This is a genomic window from Jejuia pallidilutea (genome assembly GCF_002973595.1).
Classification (GTDB): Bacteria; Bacteroidota; Bacteroidia; order Flavobacteriales; family Flavobacteriaceae; genus Jejuia; species Jejuia pallidilutea.
The window spans coordinates 1-15,649 of the sequence record NZ_PVEO01000017.1 but is presented as its reverse complement, the minus strand read 5'-3'; the positions used below and the strand labels follow the sequence as shown (position 1 = coordinate 15,649).

Genomic DNA, 15,649 nt, shown 5'->3' with positions numbered 1-15,649 from the left:
GCAATTTGCTTGCAAAACTATTAAAATTAAATTCGAGGAACAAATGGTCCTAGCCTTTGGTTGTATTTTATTTGAAAATAAATAAAATAGTTGTACAGCATATAGTTCACTTCGTAGCCGTAATCTATGTTTGGCTGATAATCTATTTGAAGTTCATAAAGGTTAGGATTGTAGCGCTGAGGTTGCAAAACACGTTGGTTCCACTCTAAAACATAAATTTGGTTTCTTGTTTCCATATATTGTTGGGAGTAAAATCCTCTTGGTTGGGCTACAGATACTATCCAAGCTGAAAATCCGGGATCTATAATAATAATTTCATATTCTAGTTCTTCGTTAGCAATAACAACTGTGTCATTTTTTGTTGTAGCAACTTGCTTTTCGTCTTTTTTTGATGTTGCAGGTGTTTTTGATGTATTGCAATTAAAAAGGAATACACTTACCAATAAGGCATAAATAATATATTTCATGATTTAATGTTTTAATGATACATCAAAAGTATTTTAAGATTACTAGTATTAAAAGTATGATTGAGTGAATGTACACTTTTAATTAGGCATTAACCAAAATTATCATTCTCTACATTAAATTTACAAAAACCATTGCTTAAGTATTAGTTTTTAAGGGTTTTTAACAAAAAAATGCCAAACCTGTAAGATTTGACATTTCACATATTGAAGAGAAGCTATTTTATTTTCCAAATAAACCACCAAGCAAGCCGCCAAGGCCACCTTTGTTTTTAGCACTACCTAAAACCATTCCAGCAACGTCATCTACAACGCTACCATCGCCATCGGCATCTAAAATAGATTCTAAAAAACTTTGTTCTTTCTGGGCAGTACTTCCACCCAATAGGCCACCAAGTAAGCTACCTAAGTCATTTTGTGAACTTATATTGTTTTGTTGTGCTTGTTTTCCTAAAACTCCCATTAAAATAGGTGCAGCAACTTTTAGAATATTATCGACAGAACCAGCATCAATACCTGCTTTTTGACCAATAATTTGTTCTACACCTTGTCTCTTTTGTCCCAATACATGACCTAGAATTTTATCGCCATCGGTTTTAACTTCGTCGTTAACGCCGCCTCCAAACAAACCACCAAGGTTGTCTAAAATGCTGCCATCGTGTTTGTTGCTTAAGGCATTCATAAGTCCTTCGGCGCCTTGTGGAGACGCTGCATTTCGCTCCATGGCTTTCATTAATACTGGTAAAGCCATAGTAAGCACGCTGCTTGTTTTGTTTTCATCGGTTCCTGTAGATCCTGAAACGCCACTAATAATAGTTTTTCCAAGGTCGCTGTTTAATAAATCTAAAATTCCTGCCATGTTTTCTTAATGTTTTTTAATTAATATAGTTGATGTGTGGGGAAGTAATTTACAAAAAAAGTCCCAACATCAATAGTTAGGACTCAATAATTCTATTTAGGTCACATTGTGATGTCCTTAGCCTAGGATATCAACAATTTGTGATGCTAATTCAGTACCAATTCTGTCTTGCGCTTCGTTAGTTGCAGCTCCTGTATGTGGAGTTAATGATAATGCAGCATTCATTAATAATTGTATTTCTGGTTTTGGCTCTTTTTCAAAAACATCAAGTGCAGCTCTTGCAACTTTTCCGCTCTCTATAGCTTTTACCAAAGCTACTTCGTTTACAACTCCACCACGAGCGGCATTAACAAGAATTACACCATCTTTCATCATGTTAAATTCAGCTTCATCAATCACATAATCTTTTTGGGCTGGTACATGAAGTGTAATAAAATCGGCTTGTTTCAAAACGTCTTCTTTAGAGATGGTTTCTATATCAAAGTTTACTTTTTGCCCGTCGAAAAACTCTAATTCTAAGTTTGCTTTTTCTAAAAACGGATCGAAAGCAACGACTTTCATTCCTGCACCAAGAGCGACTTTAGCAGTAGCTTGACCAATACGACCAAAACCTAAAACACCTAAAGTTTTACCTTTTAATTCTGTGCCTTTGGCGTATGCCTTTTTAAGGCCTTTAAAATTGCTATCGCCTTCTAATGGCATTTCCCTGTTAGAGTTATGTAAAAAACGTGCTAAACCGTAAAGGTGCCCAAATACTAATTCTGCTACAGAATGTGATGAGGCGGCAGGTGTATTAATTACATGTAGGCCTTTTTCTCTGGCGTACTCTACATCAATATTATCCATACCAACGCCACCACGACCAATAATTTTTAATCCTGGGCAAGCATCAATTAAATCTTTACGAACTGTTGTTGCGCTTCGTACTAAGAGTACAGCAATATCTTTTTCGTTAATGTAATCAATTAATTGTTCTTGGGCTACTGTGGTTGTACTTACCTCGTAACCAGCTTTTTCTAAGGCGTCGATACCACTTTGCGAGATACCATCGTTTGCTAATACTTTCATGATTAAGTTTAAAGTTATAAGTTTAAAGTTTAAAGTTGTTTCACTTTTTACACTTTAAGTTTTCTATTTATTTTCTCATTCAGGTGAATGAAGGAATCTTAATAATTTTTATGTTAAGTAAGAGTAACTACTGTTAACTGCGACTGTTTACTTAACTATGCTTTACTTTCCAATTCACTCATTACTTCAACAAGCGCTTTTACACTATCAATTGGTAATGCATTATACATTGATGCTCTGTAACCGCCAACGCTTCTATGCCCATTAACAGCGCTAATACCTGCGTCTTTAAGCATGGTCTCAAAGGTTTCTTTTAAGTTTTCGTTTTCTAAAGTAAAGGTGGCATTCATAAGAGAGCGGTCTTCTTTGGCAGCAAAACCTTTAAATAATGGATTCAAATCAATTTCAGAATACATTAAACGAGCTTTCTTTTCATTTTCTTTTTCAATGGCTGCTATTCCACCTTTTTCCTTAAGCCATTGTAAATTTAGCATTGTGGTGTAAATGGCAAATACTGGAGGTGTGTTAAACATACTGCCTTTATCTATATGTACTTTGTAATCCATCATTGATGGTATTTTACGCGATACTTTACCTAAAATATCTTCTTTTACAACAACTAATGTAGTACCAGCTGGACCCATATTTTTTTGTGCCCCTGCATAGATAATTCCAAATTTAGAAAAATCTAAAGTGCGAGAAAAAATGTCACTACTCATATCACAAACCATAGGTATTGGAGAGTTTGGGAACGATTTCATTTGTGTACCATAAATGGTGTTGTTTGATGTGCAATGAAAATAATCGTAATCCTCAGGGATTTCGTAACCTTTTGGAATATAATTGTAGTTGGCATCTTTAGACGATCCTACTTCGTAAACATCATCATAAATTTTAGCTTCCTTTATGGCTTTAGCCGCCCAAGACCCAGAGTTTAAATATCCAGCTCTTTTTTCAAGTAAATTAAGTGCCACCATTAAAAATTGTGTACTGGCGCCACCTTGTAAAAACAAGGCTTTATAGCCTTTGCCTTCAAGACCTAGTAGCTCTAGAGCCAAAGCTCTAGCATTTTCCATAATATCGACAAAAGCTTTACTCCTGTGTGATATTTCTAAAACCGATAAACCGCTATTATCTAAATCAACCACACCTTGCGAAGCTTTTAATAGCACTTCTGGTGGTAAAATACTTGGTCCTGCACTAAAGTTGTGTTTTTTCATTTTTCCTATCCCTAATCTTTTCTAATTCGGCTGCCTTAAGGGCAGTTTTAGAAAGTGATTTTTATTTGGGTAATTTAAAATTATTATTAGTTGTTTTCATCAAAATTACTACCAATTGGGGATTGTAAAATGATGAAATATTTAAAGATGCAAAGTTGCTAATTTATATAGTTTTTTTTAGTAAGAATTCAATAATTTTTTCGTCAAATTGATAATAAAAATTTAACAGAATCTACACTATCCGCATAATCCCAAAGTTGGGGCTTTTGGGTTTCACCAAAATCAATTTCATTTTCAAAGCATCCTTTTGAAACAATGCACTGAATTTGATTTTTATCAGCATGTAATTTTTCCTTAAGCGTTTGTAGGTTATTGTATTTTTCGTAGAATACAGTGGCAATAGGCGAGGCGTAACTTTTGTCTTCCTTAATCATAAAAAAGCCGTTTTCTAAAATATCAAACTCATTCATTAAATACACAGCTTTGTTGTAGTCGTAATTATTAGCGTATTTAGCCTTTTCTATAATTGGGTGCCAATGGTACATGGCTTCAAAAAAACTATTAAAATCATAATCTTCTGGAACAAATAATTTAGATACGTTTCTGCACCCAAGACCGTAATATCTAAAAATATCTTCCGATAGGTTTTTTAAATCCTCAACAGTTTCATTTCCAGTTAAAATAGCTATGGAGTTTCTATTATTTCTAATAATTGACGGTTTGCCCCTAAAATAATACTCAAAATAGCGCGCAGTATTGTTGCTGCCTGTGGCGATAACAGCATCGAAACCCTCTACTTTTTCTTCTGTAAATATTATTTTGCCTTTAAACCCAGGTGCAACATATTCTAGATATTTTGATAAAAATGGCAATAATTGTTTATCGTTTGAGGACTGCTTAACCAAAACATTATGCCCTGTAATTAGCACAGATAAAAAATCGTGAAACCCTACAAGCGGTATGTTTCCAGCCATTATTACGGCAACTGTTTTTGGTTGAATATTATTAATAGTATATGGTTTTAACCATTGTGTAATATTATTTTCTGTAAGTGCCGCAGCCCACGAGTTTAGGGCAAAAGTTATATTCTCTTTTGTAAACCATCCATTGTGCTCTTGGGCTAGTTTTAGTTGGTGTTTAAAACCATCGAAGAAAATAGCGTTGTGTTCAACTTTATCGTTTTTTTGGATAACTTCATTAGAAAATTGCCTTATAAAATCTCCTAATTTTATAAAAGCGTTAATTCTTTCTTGTAATTGCATCCTTAATTTGGTTATGAATGGTTTTGGCTTTATTTTTGCAATCGCAAAGTTAGAAAAAGAAATACGCTATGGCAATTATTATAACAGATGAATGTATAAACTGTGGTGCTTGTGAACCCGAGTGCCCAAATACCGCAATATATGAAGGTGCCGACGATTGGCGCTATAAGGATGGTACCAGTCTTACAGGCAAAGTGGTGCTGCCCAACGGAAAAGAAGTAGATGCAGACGAAGCCCAAGAACCAATAAGCGATGAGCTATATTACATAGCCCCAGATAAATGTACAGAATGTATGGGCTTTCATGATGAGCCACAATGTGCTGCGGTTTGTCCTGTAGATTGTTGCGTGCCAGATGAAGACGTTGTAGAAACAGAAGAAGAATTATTAGCAAAACAAAAATTTATGCATCCTGATGGGTAGGCATTTATTGTTTTCTATTAAAGATTTAATATTGAAACCCCGAGCCGAAAGCTTGGGGTTTTTGTTTGTAAAATATTAAGATTAACGTTATATGTTTTTGACAGAATTCTGTTAATTCGAATTGATTTTATGATTAAAATTATTAGAGGATTATATGTAATGAAAAAAATAAAAAAATATAATGGTTCATATGCCTGCAATAAGTTTGAAAAATAGAATATTATGAATAAATAATTATTCACTTTTAAACGACTTCATCTCTAAACTAGGCTCTAAAATACCTTCATCGTCCCAAATGGTTTTTTCGTATGCATTTAATTTTATTACTGGTGTTTTTTTAACTTGTTGTTCCGCTTTAAAATCTAAAACGGTAAGTGTGTTGTGTCCTGTAATTAAAAGCTCTTCTTTGGTGGCGTTATCACCTTCAATTTTAAAATCGAAATTTACTTTGTACCCTTCGTTGCTGTTTTCTATAAATTTTAGAGGTCTGCTTACATAAAAATAGCTTCCAGAACTTTGTTTTACGTATTTTGGGTGATACAGGTTGCTGCTGTCTTTTTCAAAAATAATAGTGCCCTCGCTTATGTTTTCAATATATTTTACGCCCAAAATTAAACGCAGGTTTACCTTTTGTCCGTGCCTGTTTTTGTAGTAGTTGTAATCTGCTCTTGTAATGGCGTAATTATCATCAGTTACATAAAGCTTTCCTGTGTATTTCGCTTTTCCCTTTCTGGGCGTAAATGTAATTACATATGTTAGTTCTTCGTTGTTATAGCCAATATCGTCAATACTGTAATTGTACAAATTGGAGTTCAATATATTATCTAAAAACGAATTTTTATAAAATTGAGATAACTTTAATAAAGATTTTGTGCTGTTGTTTAAGTACGAAACAGTAAACTCATTGGTATTATTTTCCCTAAAATCTTCATCTTTTAAGGAAAGGGAATCTTCAATTTTAAATAGTCCTGTTTTTATTTTATACGTTTTTGTAGTATCTAGATAACGCAAAATAATATGTTGCATTTTTTCTTGAATATTATCAATAGAAAAATCGTTTTTAGCGTCTAATAATTCTGTGGCTTTTTCAACCTTAAGTTTAATACTGTCTTTATGTAATGTGTATACCGTTCCTTTAAAATCGGTAAATTGTACCATATTACTGTGCTTAACTTGATTTGCTAGTTGGGTTAAACTTTTATTAACGCCTTCTAGTTGTTTCTTTTTAACATGTGATGCTTTATCGATTTCAAACTCTAAACTTTTAAAGTTTACATGGTTTGTACTGCGTTTAAACATATTGTATTGCTGCAAATTAAAATTATAATTATTAGAAAGTTTAGCTTTAACCCTAGCTATTATAGAATCGGCATTTGGTGTTCTTGTACTTATAAAAACTTCATCTAGTTGGTTAATGGCCTGCTGAAGTTCTATAATAAAGTTTAACTTTTTAATGTCGTTTACGTTTATTGTAAGGTTATTATAGCCCATGCAGGAAATGGTAATGGGTTTTGTGTCGTCTTCAAAAGTAATGGTAAAAAAACCTTCATCGTTAGAAATAACACCATTATAAGGCCCTGTTTTTATGTTGGCATAGGGTATGGGTTCTTTGGTATTTTGGTCTATAAGTTTTGCGGTGATGTTTTGTGAAAAAACCGAAAAAGTTACTAAAAGCGGTAGGAATGTAATTTTTAGTTTCATTTGTTTTTGATGATTGATGATTTGCTCTGTTTAAACGAGGGAAGTTAAATAATGTTACCGCGTAAATTGTTGTTTAAAAATCTATTTAACTTTAAATTATATGTTATTGTTGTTTTTTGCTAAAACAATCTTAAAATTTTATGTGGTTTATTTTGGGTTTTTGCAGGAGTAATTAATCGCACAGAATTCTTTTTTATTAACTACATTTGCACTCGCAAAATTATTCTCATTATGAAAGCAGGTATTGTAGGGTTGCCTAATGTTGGAAAATCAACGTTGTTCAATTGTTTATCTAACGCTAAAGCGCAAAGCGCAAATTTTCCGTTTTGTACTATAGAGCCTAATATTGGCGTTGTAAATGTACCAGACCCTCGTTTAGAGAAATTAGAATCTTTAGTTAATCCAGAGCGCGTTATGCCGGCAACAGTTGAAATAGTTGATATTGCAGGATTGGTGAAAGGCGCAAGTAAAGGCGAAGGTTTAGGAAATCAATTTTTAGCAAACATTCGTGAAACAGATGCCATTCTTCATGTATTAAGGTGTTTTGATAACGACAATATTGTTCATGTAGATGGTAGTGTAGATCCTATAAGAGATAAGGAAACTATAGATATGGAGCTGCAATTAAAGGATTTAGAAACAGCTGAAAAGAAACTCGACAAAGTAAAACGTGCTGCAAAAACCGGTAATAAAGACGCACAAAAAGAAGAAACTATTCTTTTAAAAATAAAAGGCGCCCTAGAGGCGGGAACTTCCATAAGAGCTATAGAATTTAATGAAGATGATTATCTTGAATACGTTAAACCACTACAATTTATTACAGATAAGCCGGTAATGTATGTTTGTAACGTAGACGAAGGAGCAGCAGTTTCTGGAAATGCATACGTTGATAAGGTAAAAGAGGCCGTAAAAGATGAAAATGCTGAAGTTTTGGTATTGGCTGTAGGTACTGAAGCAGATATTAACGAGCTTGACGATTATGAAGAGCGCCAAATGTTTTTACAAGATATAGGTCTAGACGAGCCTGGTTCGGCTAAACTAATACGTGGCGCCTACAAATTACTAAATCAACAAACCTATTTTACAGCAGGTGTTAAGGAGGTGCGCGCATGGACTGTTGATGTTGGCGCTACCGCACCACAAGCAGCCGGTGTTATTCATACCGATTTTGAGAAAGGTTTTATCCGTGCCGAAGTTATTGCTTATAACGATTATGTCTCTTACGGAAGCGAAGCCAAAGTAAAAGAAGCTGGTAAAATGCGTGTAGAGGGAAAAAATTACATCGTTAAAGATGGTGATGTAATGCATTTCTTATTCAACGTGTAAAACTATATAAGTATTTTTGTGACTATTTTAAATTTAAGTGTCTAATCTTTAAATAAAACCCTAACTGTAAACCGCAAATAATATATATTTAACATATGACTTTAGTTGAGGTACACACCGAAATTAATGCGGATTTACAAACATGTTTCGATCTGGCAAGAGATGTTGATTTTTATCAAAACTCTTTAGAAAAACCTAACGAAATTCCTATTACAGGAAAAATATCTGGCTTGGTAGAAAAGGGCGATTATGTTACTTGGGAAACCAATCATCTTATTTTAACACAACACCTTACTTTAAAAGTTACCGAGTTTGTAAACCCAGTTTTGTTTGTAGACGAAATGGTAAAAGGCGACTTTAAATATTACCGCCACGAACATATATTTAAGGGCAATGCAAATAAAACGCTAATGACCGATAGGTTTTATTTTGAACCTCCTTATGGTGTTATTGGTAAGCTTTTTAATAAAATGTTTTTGGAGGAATACATGCGCAAACTTCTTATTGCCAGAAATAAAGCTTTAAAAATTAAAGCCGAAGACATAGCAGAGCGAAAAAAAAAGACACAAGAAGTAAGCATTAAACCAGGTGAGATTATACAATTGTGAGGTAAAATTTGTAAACGTTAATTTGCTTTAAAAGTTATGTTTTATTCATTAGCATGCTATGTAGGCTTAAACAATAATTTACACTTTATCGATTTGTAAAGTATCTCCGTTATAATTTATAGTCTAAAACTTGGCTTCGTTCGTAAATAGGGGTAACTAAACCCCAAATTTATGAATGCTAAACAATTATTCTTCACAGGTCTTTTATCTGTTTTTTCAATTTTATTGAATGCTCAAGTAGATGCAGGCGAACCTAAATTTGCTTTAGGGTTTTCTACAGGCTATAACCGAGGCTTTGGAGGACAGGTAAGTTTTACTGCTTTACGTCCGCTAGAAAGTGTTCCGGTGCAAATTCGCTTTGGCATTGGCTTAACAAAATTAAACCCAGGGAATTCTGCCGATGCTAGACGCATCTTTATTAATAATGCTACTAATGGTGTGCCTGAGGAAAAAGCACGTGCTTTTGATTATAGGTTGGATTTTCTCTTAAACTCAAACTTCATGCGAGCTGCATCCTCAAAAATTGTTTTTGGCCCCCGATATTCAAGTTTTAGAGCTAATTTTAAATATGTTGGCGGTAACGAGGATTTTGATGTTACTTCAAAACAATTTGGATTAGGTCTTGGTGCCGAAAGTCAATTTAAAATAAATAATAAGCTCAATTTGTTAGCCGCTGTAGGCTTAGATTATTTTTTCAATAGTACACTTAAAGGGCACGATACGTCCTACAGTCCCGATGATGATAATGTAAACCCCAGAAACGATAATGAAAACGACAACGTTCAATTCACCTACAAAGATGCAAACAAGGCTATAAAGCAACCTGCGTTTATGCCAAGGGTGCTCTTAGGGGTGGTGTATAAACTCTAAATCTTATATGTTTTTGTTATAAAATAAGGTTCTCAACAACTTTGTTTTTTATTGTTAATTACTTTGTATCGCAGCTGTTTTATATTTTCATATGTTGTGCTATATTAGCGTGCTATCACATTAACTCACATCTATTTTATGGCAGAACAAACCAAGTATACCGAAGACAATATACGTTCATTAGATTGGAAAGAGCATATACGCATGCGTCCAGGGATGTATATTGGAAAACTCGGTGACGGATCTTCGCCAGATGATGGTATTTATATCCTGCTTAAAGAGGTACTGGACAACTCAATAGATGAGTTTGTTATGGGGGCTGGAAAAACTATAGAAATTTCCATTCAAGGCAATAAGGTTATTGTGCGCGATTATGGTCGTGGTATTCCCCTGGGAAAGGTGGTTGATGTAGTTTCTAAAATGAATACTGGCGGAAAGTACGATTCTAAAGCGTTTAAAAAATCGGTTGGATTAAACGGTGTAGGTACAAAAGCGGTTAATGCACTTTCAAATTATTTTAGAGTAGAATCCAACAGAGATGGTAAATCAGCTTCAGCTGAATTTGAACAAGGAAACCTTACCAATCAAGAACTGCTAGATGATACTACCCGAAGAAAGGGAACCAAAGTATCGTTTGTGCCAGATGAAACCATTTTTAAAAATTATAAGTACAGGAGCGAGTATGTTGTAAAAATGCTAAAAAACTATGTGTACCTCAATCCGGGGTTAACCATAGTTTTTAACGGTGAAAAGTATTTTAGCGAAAACGGATTAAAGGATTTATTGGCCGAAAAAATTAGCGAGTCAGATTTATTATATCCAATAATTCATTTGCGAGGTGATGATATAGAAATAGCATTAACACACAGTAAAACCCAATATAGCGAAGAATATAACAGTTTTGTAAACGGCCAAAATACTACGCAGGGCGGTACACATTTAAACGCTTTTCGAGAGGCTTTAGTAAAAACCATTCGCGAGTTTTATGGTAAAAACTTTGATGCTTCCGATGTTCGTAAATCTGTTGTAAGTGCTATAGCTATAAAAGTTATGGAGCCAGTTTTTGAAAGCCAAACAAAAACAAAACTAGGCTCTACCGATATGGGGGGCGATTATCCAACAGTAAGAACTTACATTAACGATTTTGTTAAGACAAACCTAGATAACTATCTCCATAAAAATGCTGATACAGCCGAAAAAATTCAACGTAAAATACTCCAAGCAGAACGAGAGCGTAAAGAATTATCTGGTATAAGAAAATTGGCTAGGGATAGAGCAAAAAAAGCTAGTCTACACAATAAAAAATTACGCGATTGCCGTGTGCATTTTGGAGATACTAAAAACGAACGGAATTTAGAAACCACACTTTTTATAACAGAGGGTGATTCGGCATCAGGAAGTATCACAAAATCTAGAGATGTTAATACGCAAGCCGTATTCAGCCTTAAAGGAAAACCCTTAAATTCTTATGGCTTAAGTAAAAAAATAGTTTACGAAAACGAAGAGTTTAATTTATTACAGGCCGCTTTAAACATAGAAGAATCTCTAGAGGATTTACGATATAATAATGTTGTAATAGCTACCGATGCGGATGTAGATGGTATGCATATTAGGTTATTGCTCATTACATTTTTCCTGCAATTTTTTCCAGAAATAATAAAAGAAGGACATTTATATATCTTACAAACGCCATTGTTTAGGGTAAGAAATAAAAAAGAAACCATTTATTGTTATTCTGAAGAAGAACGTATAAATGCTATAGAAAAATTAAAACCAAAGCCAGAAATAACAAGATTTAAGGGGCTTGGTGAGATTTCTCCAGATGAATTTAAGCATTTTATTGGGGATGATATTAGGTTAGACCCCGTAATGCTTGATGATAATATGTCTATAGAGGAACTGCTTTCTTTTTACATGGGAAAAAACACTCCAACCCGACAAGAGTTTATTATTGATAACTTGAAAGTAGAGCTAGATTTAATTGAAGAAAAGTAAATAAACTGTCATTTCACAGGCAATGTGGAATTCAATTTAAAACAATAAAGATTTCTGTTTTTGCAGAAATAAATAGTATGATAGAAGAAGAAAACGACGATTTAACAAACGAACATAACGACGAGCCCCAAGAAACCATAACCCGAGTTACGGGAATGTACAAAGATTGGTTTTTAGATTACGCCTCTTACGTTATCTTAGAGCGTGCCGTACCTGCCATTGAAGATGGCTTTAAGCCTGTGCAACGTCGTATAATGCACTCCATGAAAGATCTTGATGATGGTCGCTATAACAAGGTAGCTAACATTGTGGGGCATACCATGCAGTACCATCCACATGGAGATGCAAGTATTGCGGATGCCATGGTACAAATAGGACAAAAAGACTTGTTGATAGACACCCAAGGGAATTGGGGAAATATTTTAACGGGCGATAGTGCTGCAGCATCACGTTATATAGAAGCACGTTTGTCTAAATTTGCGTTAGATGTTGTTTATAATCCCAAAATAACTGAGTGGCAGGCAAGTTATGATGGCCGTAGAAAAGAGCCCGTAAATTTGCCCGTAATGTTTCCGTTGCTTCTAGCTCAAGGCGGTGAAGGTATTGCTGTAGGACTGTCTACCAAAATATTGCCACACAATTTTATTGAGCTAATAGATGCTTCAATAAAACATCTTCAAGGGAAACGTTTTACAATATTACCTGATTTTCCTACCGCAGGAATTGCAGATTTTTCAAATTATAACGATGGTAATAGAGGTGGAAAAGTTCGCGTACGTGCCAAAATTTCCCAGCTAGACAAAAATACACTTGTAATTACTGAATTGCCTTTTGGTACCACTACATCGTCTTTAATAGATTCCATACTAAAAGCAAACGATAAAGGCAAAATAAAGGTAAAAAAGATTGAAGATAATACTGCTGCCGAGGTTGAAATTTTGGTACACTTGCCCTCTGGTCTGTCACCCGATAAAACAATTGATGCGCTTTATGCCTTTACCAGCTGTGAATCCTCAATATCACCTTTAGGTTGTGTTATTGAAGATAACAAGCCTTTGTTTATTGGTGTGTCTGAGATGTTACGTCGTTCTACTGATAATACTGTGCAACTTCTAAAGCAAGAACTAGAAATAAAGCTAGGTGAACTCGAAGAGCAGTGGCATTTTGCATCTTTGGAACGTATCTTTATTGAAAATAGAATTTATCGAGATATAGAAGAAGAAGAAACTTGGGAAGGTGTTATAGCAGCTATCGATAAAGGTTTGCAGCCTCATATTAAACATTTAAAACGCGCTATAACCGAAGACGATATTGTACGTTTAACAGAAATTAGAATTAAACGTATCTCGAAATTTGATATAGATAAAGCGCAACAAAAAATAGATGCTTTAGAAGCTCAAATTGCCGAGGTAAAACATCATTTAGCGCATCTAATAGATTACGCTATTGCCTATTTTACAAGGTTGAAAAAAGAATATGGGGAAGGGCGCGAGCGTAAAACAGAAATTAGAACCTTTGATGATGTAGATGCTACAAAAGTAGTTATTAGAAACACAAAACTATACGTAAACAGAGAAGAAGGTTTTATTGGAACTTCCTTACGTAGAGACGAATATGTATGCGATTGTAGCGATATAGACGATATAATAGTCTTTACTAAAGAAGGTAAAATGATGGTGACAAAGGTTGATACTAAAACCTTTATAGGTAAAGATATCATTCACGTGGCTGTATTTAAAAAGAAAGACAAGCGCACCATTTATAATATGATTTATCGTGACGGTAAAAAAGGACCATCATATATAAAACGTTTTGCTGTTACAAGTATTACAAGAGATAGGGAATACGATTTAACCAACGGAAACAAAGGCTCTTTTATCCTTTATTTTTCCGCTAATCCTAATGGAGAAGCAGAGGTTGTTACCATTAATTTAAGACAAGCAGGAAGCATTAAAAAGCTTAAGTGGGATATCGATTTTGCAGATATTTTAATTAAAGGAAGAGCTTCTAAAGGAAATTTGGTAACCAAATACCCAGTAAAACGAGTTGAACTTAAAGAAAAAGGTGTTTCTACGTTAAAGCCGCGAAAAATTTGGTTTGATGATACCGTACAACGTCTTAATGTTGATGGTAGAGGAGAATTGATAGGTGAGTTTAGAGGAGAAGATAAGCTGCTAATTATTAATCAATCTGGAATAGTAAAAACTGTAACCCCCGAAGTTACTATGCATTTTGATGATGATATGATTGTACTTGAAAAATGGATGCCCAAAAAACCTATTTCTGCTATTTATTATAACGGAGAGAAAGCATTATACTATGTAAAGCGATTTTTAATTGAACAGGAAGGACGGGAAGAATCCTTTATCACAGATCATCCTAATTCCCAATTAGAAATTGTTTCTACAGATTGGAAACCTATGGCAGAAGTTGTTTTTGCTAAAGAAAGAGGTAAAGATCGAAAAGATAACCTAAAAATAAACCTAGAAGAATTTATAGATATTAAAGGTATTAATGCTCAAGGAAATCAGCTAACTAAAGATAAAGTAAATCAAATAAATTTACTAGAGCCTTTGCCTTACGAAGCTCCAGAGGAAGTGCATGCCGACGACCTAGAGGTTATAGACGAAAAAGAAATTTCTTTAGAAACATCTGAAAAAAAGAATATTACAGATGCTAGTTTAGATAAAGACGACGAAGGGCAGACTACATTATTTTAGATGAAAACAATAAAGCTCTTTAATATAATAAAGTGTTTTATAACGTTTATTTTTCCGTTTTTGTTAATAACAGCCATTGTATCTGTGCTTTTGGGCGATAGCCATACATCATTTATTTCTTCTTTAGTATTGCCTTTTTTGGTGGTTTTAAATTGCATCCAAATTTTATTTCTGCTCATAAAACGCAGTAAAAAAGCTCTAGTAAATTTAGTTGCTTTACTAATGTTCTTTTATTGTTTTGATTCTTTTTATCAGTATAACACCACTGCGAAACCTAGTAATAGTTCAATTAAAATACTGTCATTCAATACATATCAGTTTAAAACAAGTGCTCGTGGTGTAGATAATGGTGAAAGAAAAATTGTAGACTTTGTAAAAAAACAAAATGCAGATATTGTTTGTTTTCAGGAATTTTCGGCTACAAAATATAAACTTTTTATTGACGATTATCCTTATTGGGTTAAAACAAACATAATGATGCCCTATAAATCTGTTTTATCAGTTTTTTCAAAATATCCAATTATAGACACAGGTTATGTGGAGTTTTTCGATACCAAGAATAATACCATGTATGTAGATATTAGCATTAATGGAGAAATACTTAGGTTTTATAACGTGCATTTAGAGTCTTATAAAACCAGTACAATGTATCAATTAAACAACCCAAATAGCTATAAACCATTGATTGAGCGAGTTTTTGAAGCTGATAAAATAAGGGCAGAACAAGCGCAATTGGTTAAAGATCATGTAGAGGGTTTTAAAGGTAAAAGTATTATAGTTGGTGATTTTAACAGTACACAATATTCGCCAGTTTATAGAATTTTAAAAAAAGGTAAAAAAGATACTTTTACAGAAGCGGGCAAGGGTTTTGGTGGTACTTTTTATTTGTTTAATTATCCTTTTAAAATCGATCATATTTTGGTGGATGAGACAGTAGAAGTTATTAATCACGAAAATTTTAATATTGATTTATCTGACCACGAACCAATTTTAGCGGAAATAAAACTATAATTTTAAAGCTCTTTCATTATTGTTTCAGAAGGCACATTCAGAAAATAGCTTGATTACGAGCATCAAAATATAAAAAGCAAGATTTGGTTACTTCCAAGTCTTGTTTTTTTTAGTTTTAGAGCT

The 15,649-nt window shown here is 33.8% G+C and carries 13 protein-coding genes; 7 read left to right on the top strand and 6 right to left on the bottom strand.

The window, feature by feature from the left end; all coding sequences use genetic code 11:
- Positions 1 to 26 precede the first annotated feature (26 nt).
- From CLV33_RS16910 to CLV33_RS16890, 5 genes are all read right to left on the bottom strand, one after another.
- Complete coding sequence (locus CLV33_RS16910; protein ID WP_105474868.1) at positions 27 to 467, bottom strand: DUF6146 family protein; 441 nt, start codon at positions 465 to 467, stop codon at positions 27 to 29.
- Positions 468 to 687: 220 nt separating this feature from the next.
- Positions 688 to 1,323, bottom strand: a complete 636-nt coding sequence (locus tag CLV33_RS16905; RefSeq protein ID WP_105474867.1) for a DUF937 domain-containing protein — start codon at positions 1,321 to 1,323, stop codon at positions 688 to 690.
- Between the two features lie 117 nt (positions 1,324 to 1,440).
- Positions 1,441 to 2,391, bottom strand: a complete 951-nt coding sequence (locus CLV33_RS16900; protein WP_105474866.1) for a D-2-hydroxyacid dehydrogenase — start codon at positions 2,389 to 2,391, stop codon at positions 1,441 to 1,443.
- 155 nt (positions 2,392 to 2,546) lie between these two features.
- Complete coding sequence (serC, locus tag CLV33_RS16895; protein WP_042246084.1) at positions 2,547 to 3,611, bottom strand: 3-phosphoserine/phosphohydroxythreonine transaminase; 1,065 nt, start codon at positions 3,609 to 3,611, stop codon at positions 2,547 to 2,549.
- Positions 3,612 to 3,814: 203 nt separating this feature from the next.
- On the bottom strand, positions 3,815 to 4,873 hold the full coding sequence (locus CLV33_RS16890) for an acyl-CoA reductase (protein WP_105474865.1): 1,059 nt from the start codon (positions 4,871 to 4,873) through the stop codon (positions 3,815 to 3,817).
- 68 nt (positions 4,874 to 4,941) lie between these two features.
- Between CLV33_RS16890 and CLV33_RS16885 the strand changes: the two genes are divergently transcribed.
- The gene (locus CLV33_RS16885; protein ID WP_042246087.1) at positions 4,942 to 5,295 is read left to right on the top strand and encodes a 4Fe-4S dicluster domain-containing protein; all 354 of its coding nucleotides are present in this window, start codon (positions 4,942 to 4,944) and stop codon (positions 5,293 to 5,295) included.
- 234 nt (positions 5,296 to 5,529) lie between these two features.
- Here the strand turns inward: CLV33_RS16885 and CLV33_RS16880 are convergent, their stop codons facing one another.
- Positions 5,530 to 6,996, bottom strand: a complete 1,467-nt coding sequence (locus CLV33_RS16880) for a carboxypeptidase-like regulatory domain-containing protein (protein WP_105474864.1) — start codon at positions 6,994 to 6,996, stop codon at positions 5,530 to 5,532.
- Between the two features lie 231 nt (positions 6,997 to 7,227).
- On the opposite strand from CLV33_RS16880, the gene ychF reads away from it, so the two are divergent.
- From ychF to CLV33_RS16850, 6 genes are all read left to right on the top strand, one after another.
- Positions 7,228 to 8,322, top strand: a complete 1,095-nt coding sequence (ychF, locus tag CLV33_RS16875) for a redox-regulated ATPase YchF (RefSeq protein ID WP_045371691.1) — start codon at positions 7,228 to 7,230, stop codon at positions 8,320 to 8,322.
- Between the two features lie 95 nt (positions 8,323 to 8,417).
- The gene (locus CLV33_RS16870; RefSeq protein ID WP_105474863.1) at positions 8,418 to 8,930 is read left to right on the top strand and encodes an SRPBCC family protein; all 513 of its coding nucleotides are present in this window, start codon (positions 8,418 to 8,420) and stop codon (positions 8,928 to 8,930) included.
- A 171-nt stretch (positions 8,931 to 9,101) separates the two neighbouring features.
- Positions 9,102 to 9,800, top strand: coding sequence for a TonB-dependent receptor (locus CLV33_RS16865; RefSeq protein ID WP_105474862.1), 699 nt, complete (start codon positions 9,102 to 9,104; stop codon positions 9,798 to 9,800).
- Positions 9,801 to 9,938: 138 nt separating this feature from the next.
- The gene (locus CLV33_RS16860; RefSeq protein ID WP_042249094.1) at positions 9,939 to 11,795 is read left to right on the top strand and encodes a DNA topoisomerase IV subunit B; all 1,857 of its coding nucleotides are present in this window, start codon (positions 9,939 to 9,941) and stop codon (positions 11,793 to 11,795) included.
- Between the two features lie 77 nt (positions 11,796 to 11,872).
- The gene (locus CLV33_RS16855; protein ID WP_105474861.1) at positions 11,873 to 14,515 is read left to right on the top strand and encodes a DNA gyrase/topoisomerase IV subunit A; all 2,643 of its coding nucleotides are present in this window, start codon (positions 11,873 to 11,875) and stop codon (positions 14,513 to 14,515) included.
- A complete protein-coding gene (locus tag CLV33_RS16850; protein ID WP_105474860.1) occupies positions 14,516 to 15,526 on the top strand; it encodes an endonuclease/exonuclease/phosphatase family protein in 1,011 nt (336 codons plus the stop codon). It begins immediately after the preceding gene.
- Positions 15,527 to 15,649: the final 123 nt, after the last annotated feature.

Coding starts and splice junctions, on each gene's coding strand:
- CLV33_RS16880 (WP_105474864.1), bottom strand. CDS start 6,996: ATGAAACTAAAAATTACATTCCTACCGCTTTTAGTAACTTTTTCGGTT.
- CLV33_RS16890 (WP_105474865.1), bottom strand. CDS start 4,873: ATGCAATTACAAGAAAGAATTAACGCTTTTATAAAATTAGGAGATTTT.
- CLV33_RS16885 (WP_042246087.1), top strand. CDS start 4,942: ATGGCAATTATTATAACAGATGAATGTATAAACTGTGGTGCTTGTGAA.
- CLV33_RS16855 (WP_105474861.1), top strand. CDS start 11,873: ATGATAGAAGAAGAAAACGACGATTTAACAAACGAACATAACGACGAG.
- ychF (WP_045371691.1), top strand. CDS start 7,228: ATGAAAGCAGGTATTGTAGGGTTGCCTAATGTTGGAAAATCAACGTTG.
- CLV33_RS16865 (WP_105474862.1), top strand. CDS start 9,102: ATGAATGCTAAACAATTATTCTTCACAGGTCTTTTATCTGTTTTTTCA.
- CLV33_RS16900 (WP_105474866.1), bottom strand. CDS start 2,391: ATGAAAGTATTAGCAAACGATGGTATCTCGCAAAGTGGTATCGACGCC.
- CLV33_RS16850 (WP_105474860.1), top strand. CDS start 14,516: ATGAAAACAATAAAGCTCTTTAATATAATAAAGTGTTTTATAACGTTT.
- CLV33_RS16905 (WP_105474867.1), bottom strand. CDS start 1,323: ATGGCAGGAATTTTAGATTTATTAAACAGCGACCTTGGAAAAACTATT.
- CLV33_RS16870 (WP_105474863.1), top strand. CDS start 8,418: ATGACTTTAGTTGAGGTACACACCGAAATTAATGCGGATTTACAAACA.
- CLV33_RS16910 (WP_105474868.1), bottom strand. CDS start 467: ATGAAATATATTATTTATGCCTTATTGGTAAGTGTATTCCTTTTTAAT.
- serC (WP_042246084.1), bottom strand. CDS start 3,611: ATGAAAAAACACAACTTTAGTGCAGGACCAAGTATTTTACCACCAGAA.
- CLV33_RS16860 (WP_042249094.1), top strand. CDS start 9,939: ATGGCAGAACAAACCAAGTATACCGAAGACAATATACGTTCATTAGAT.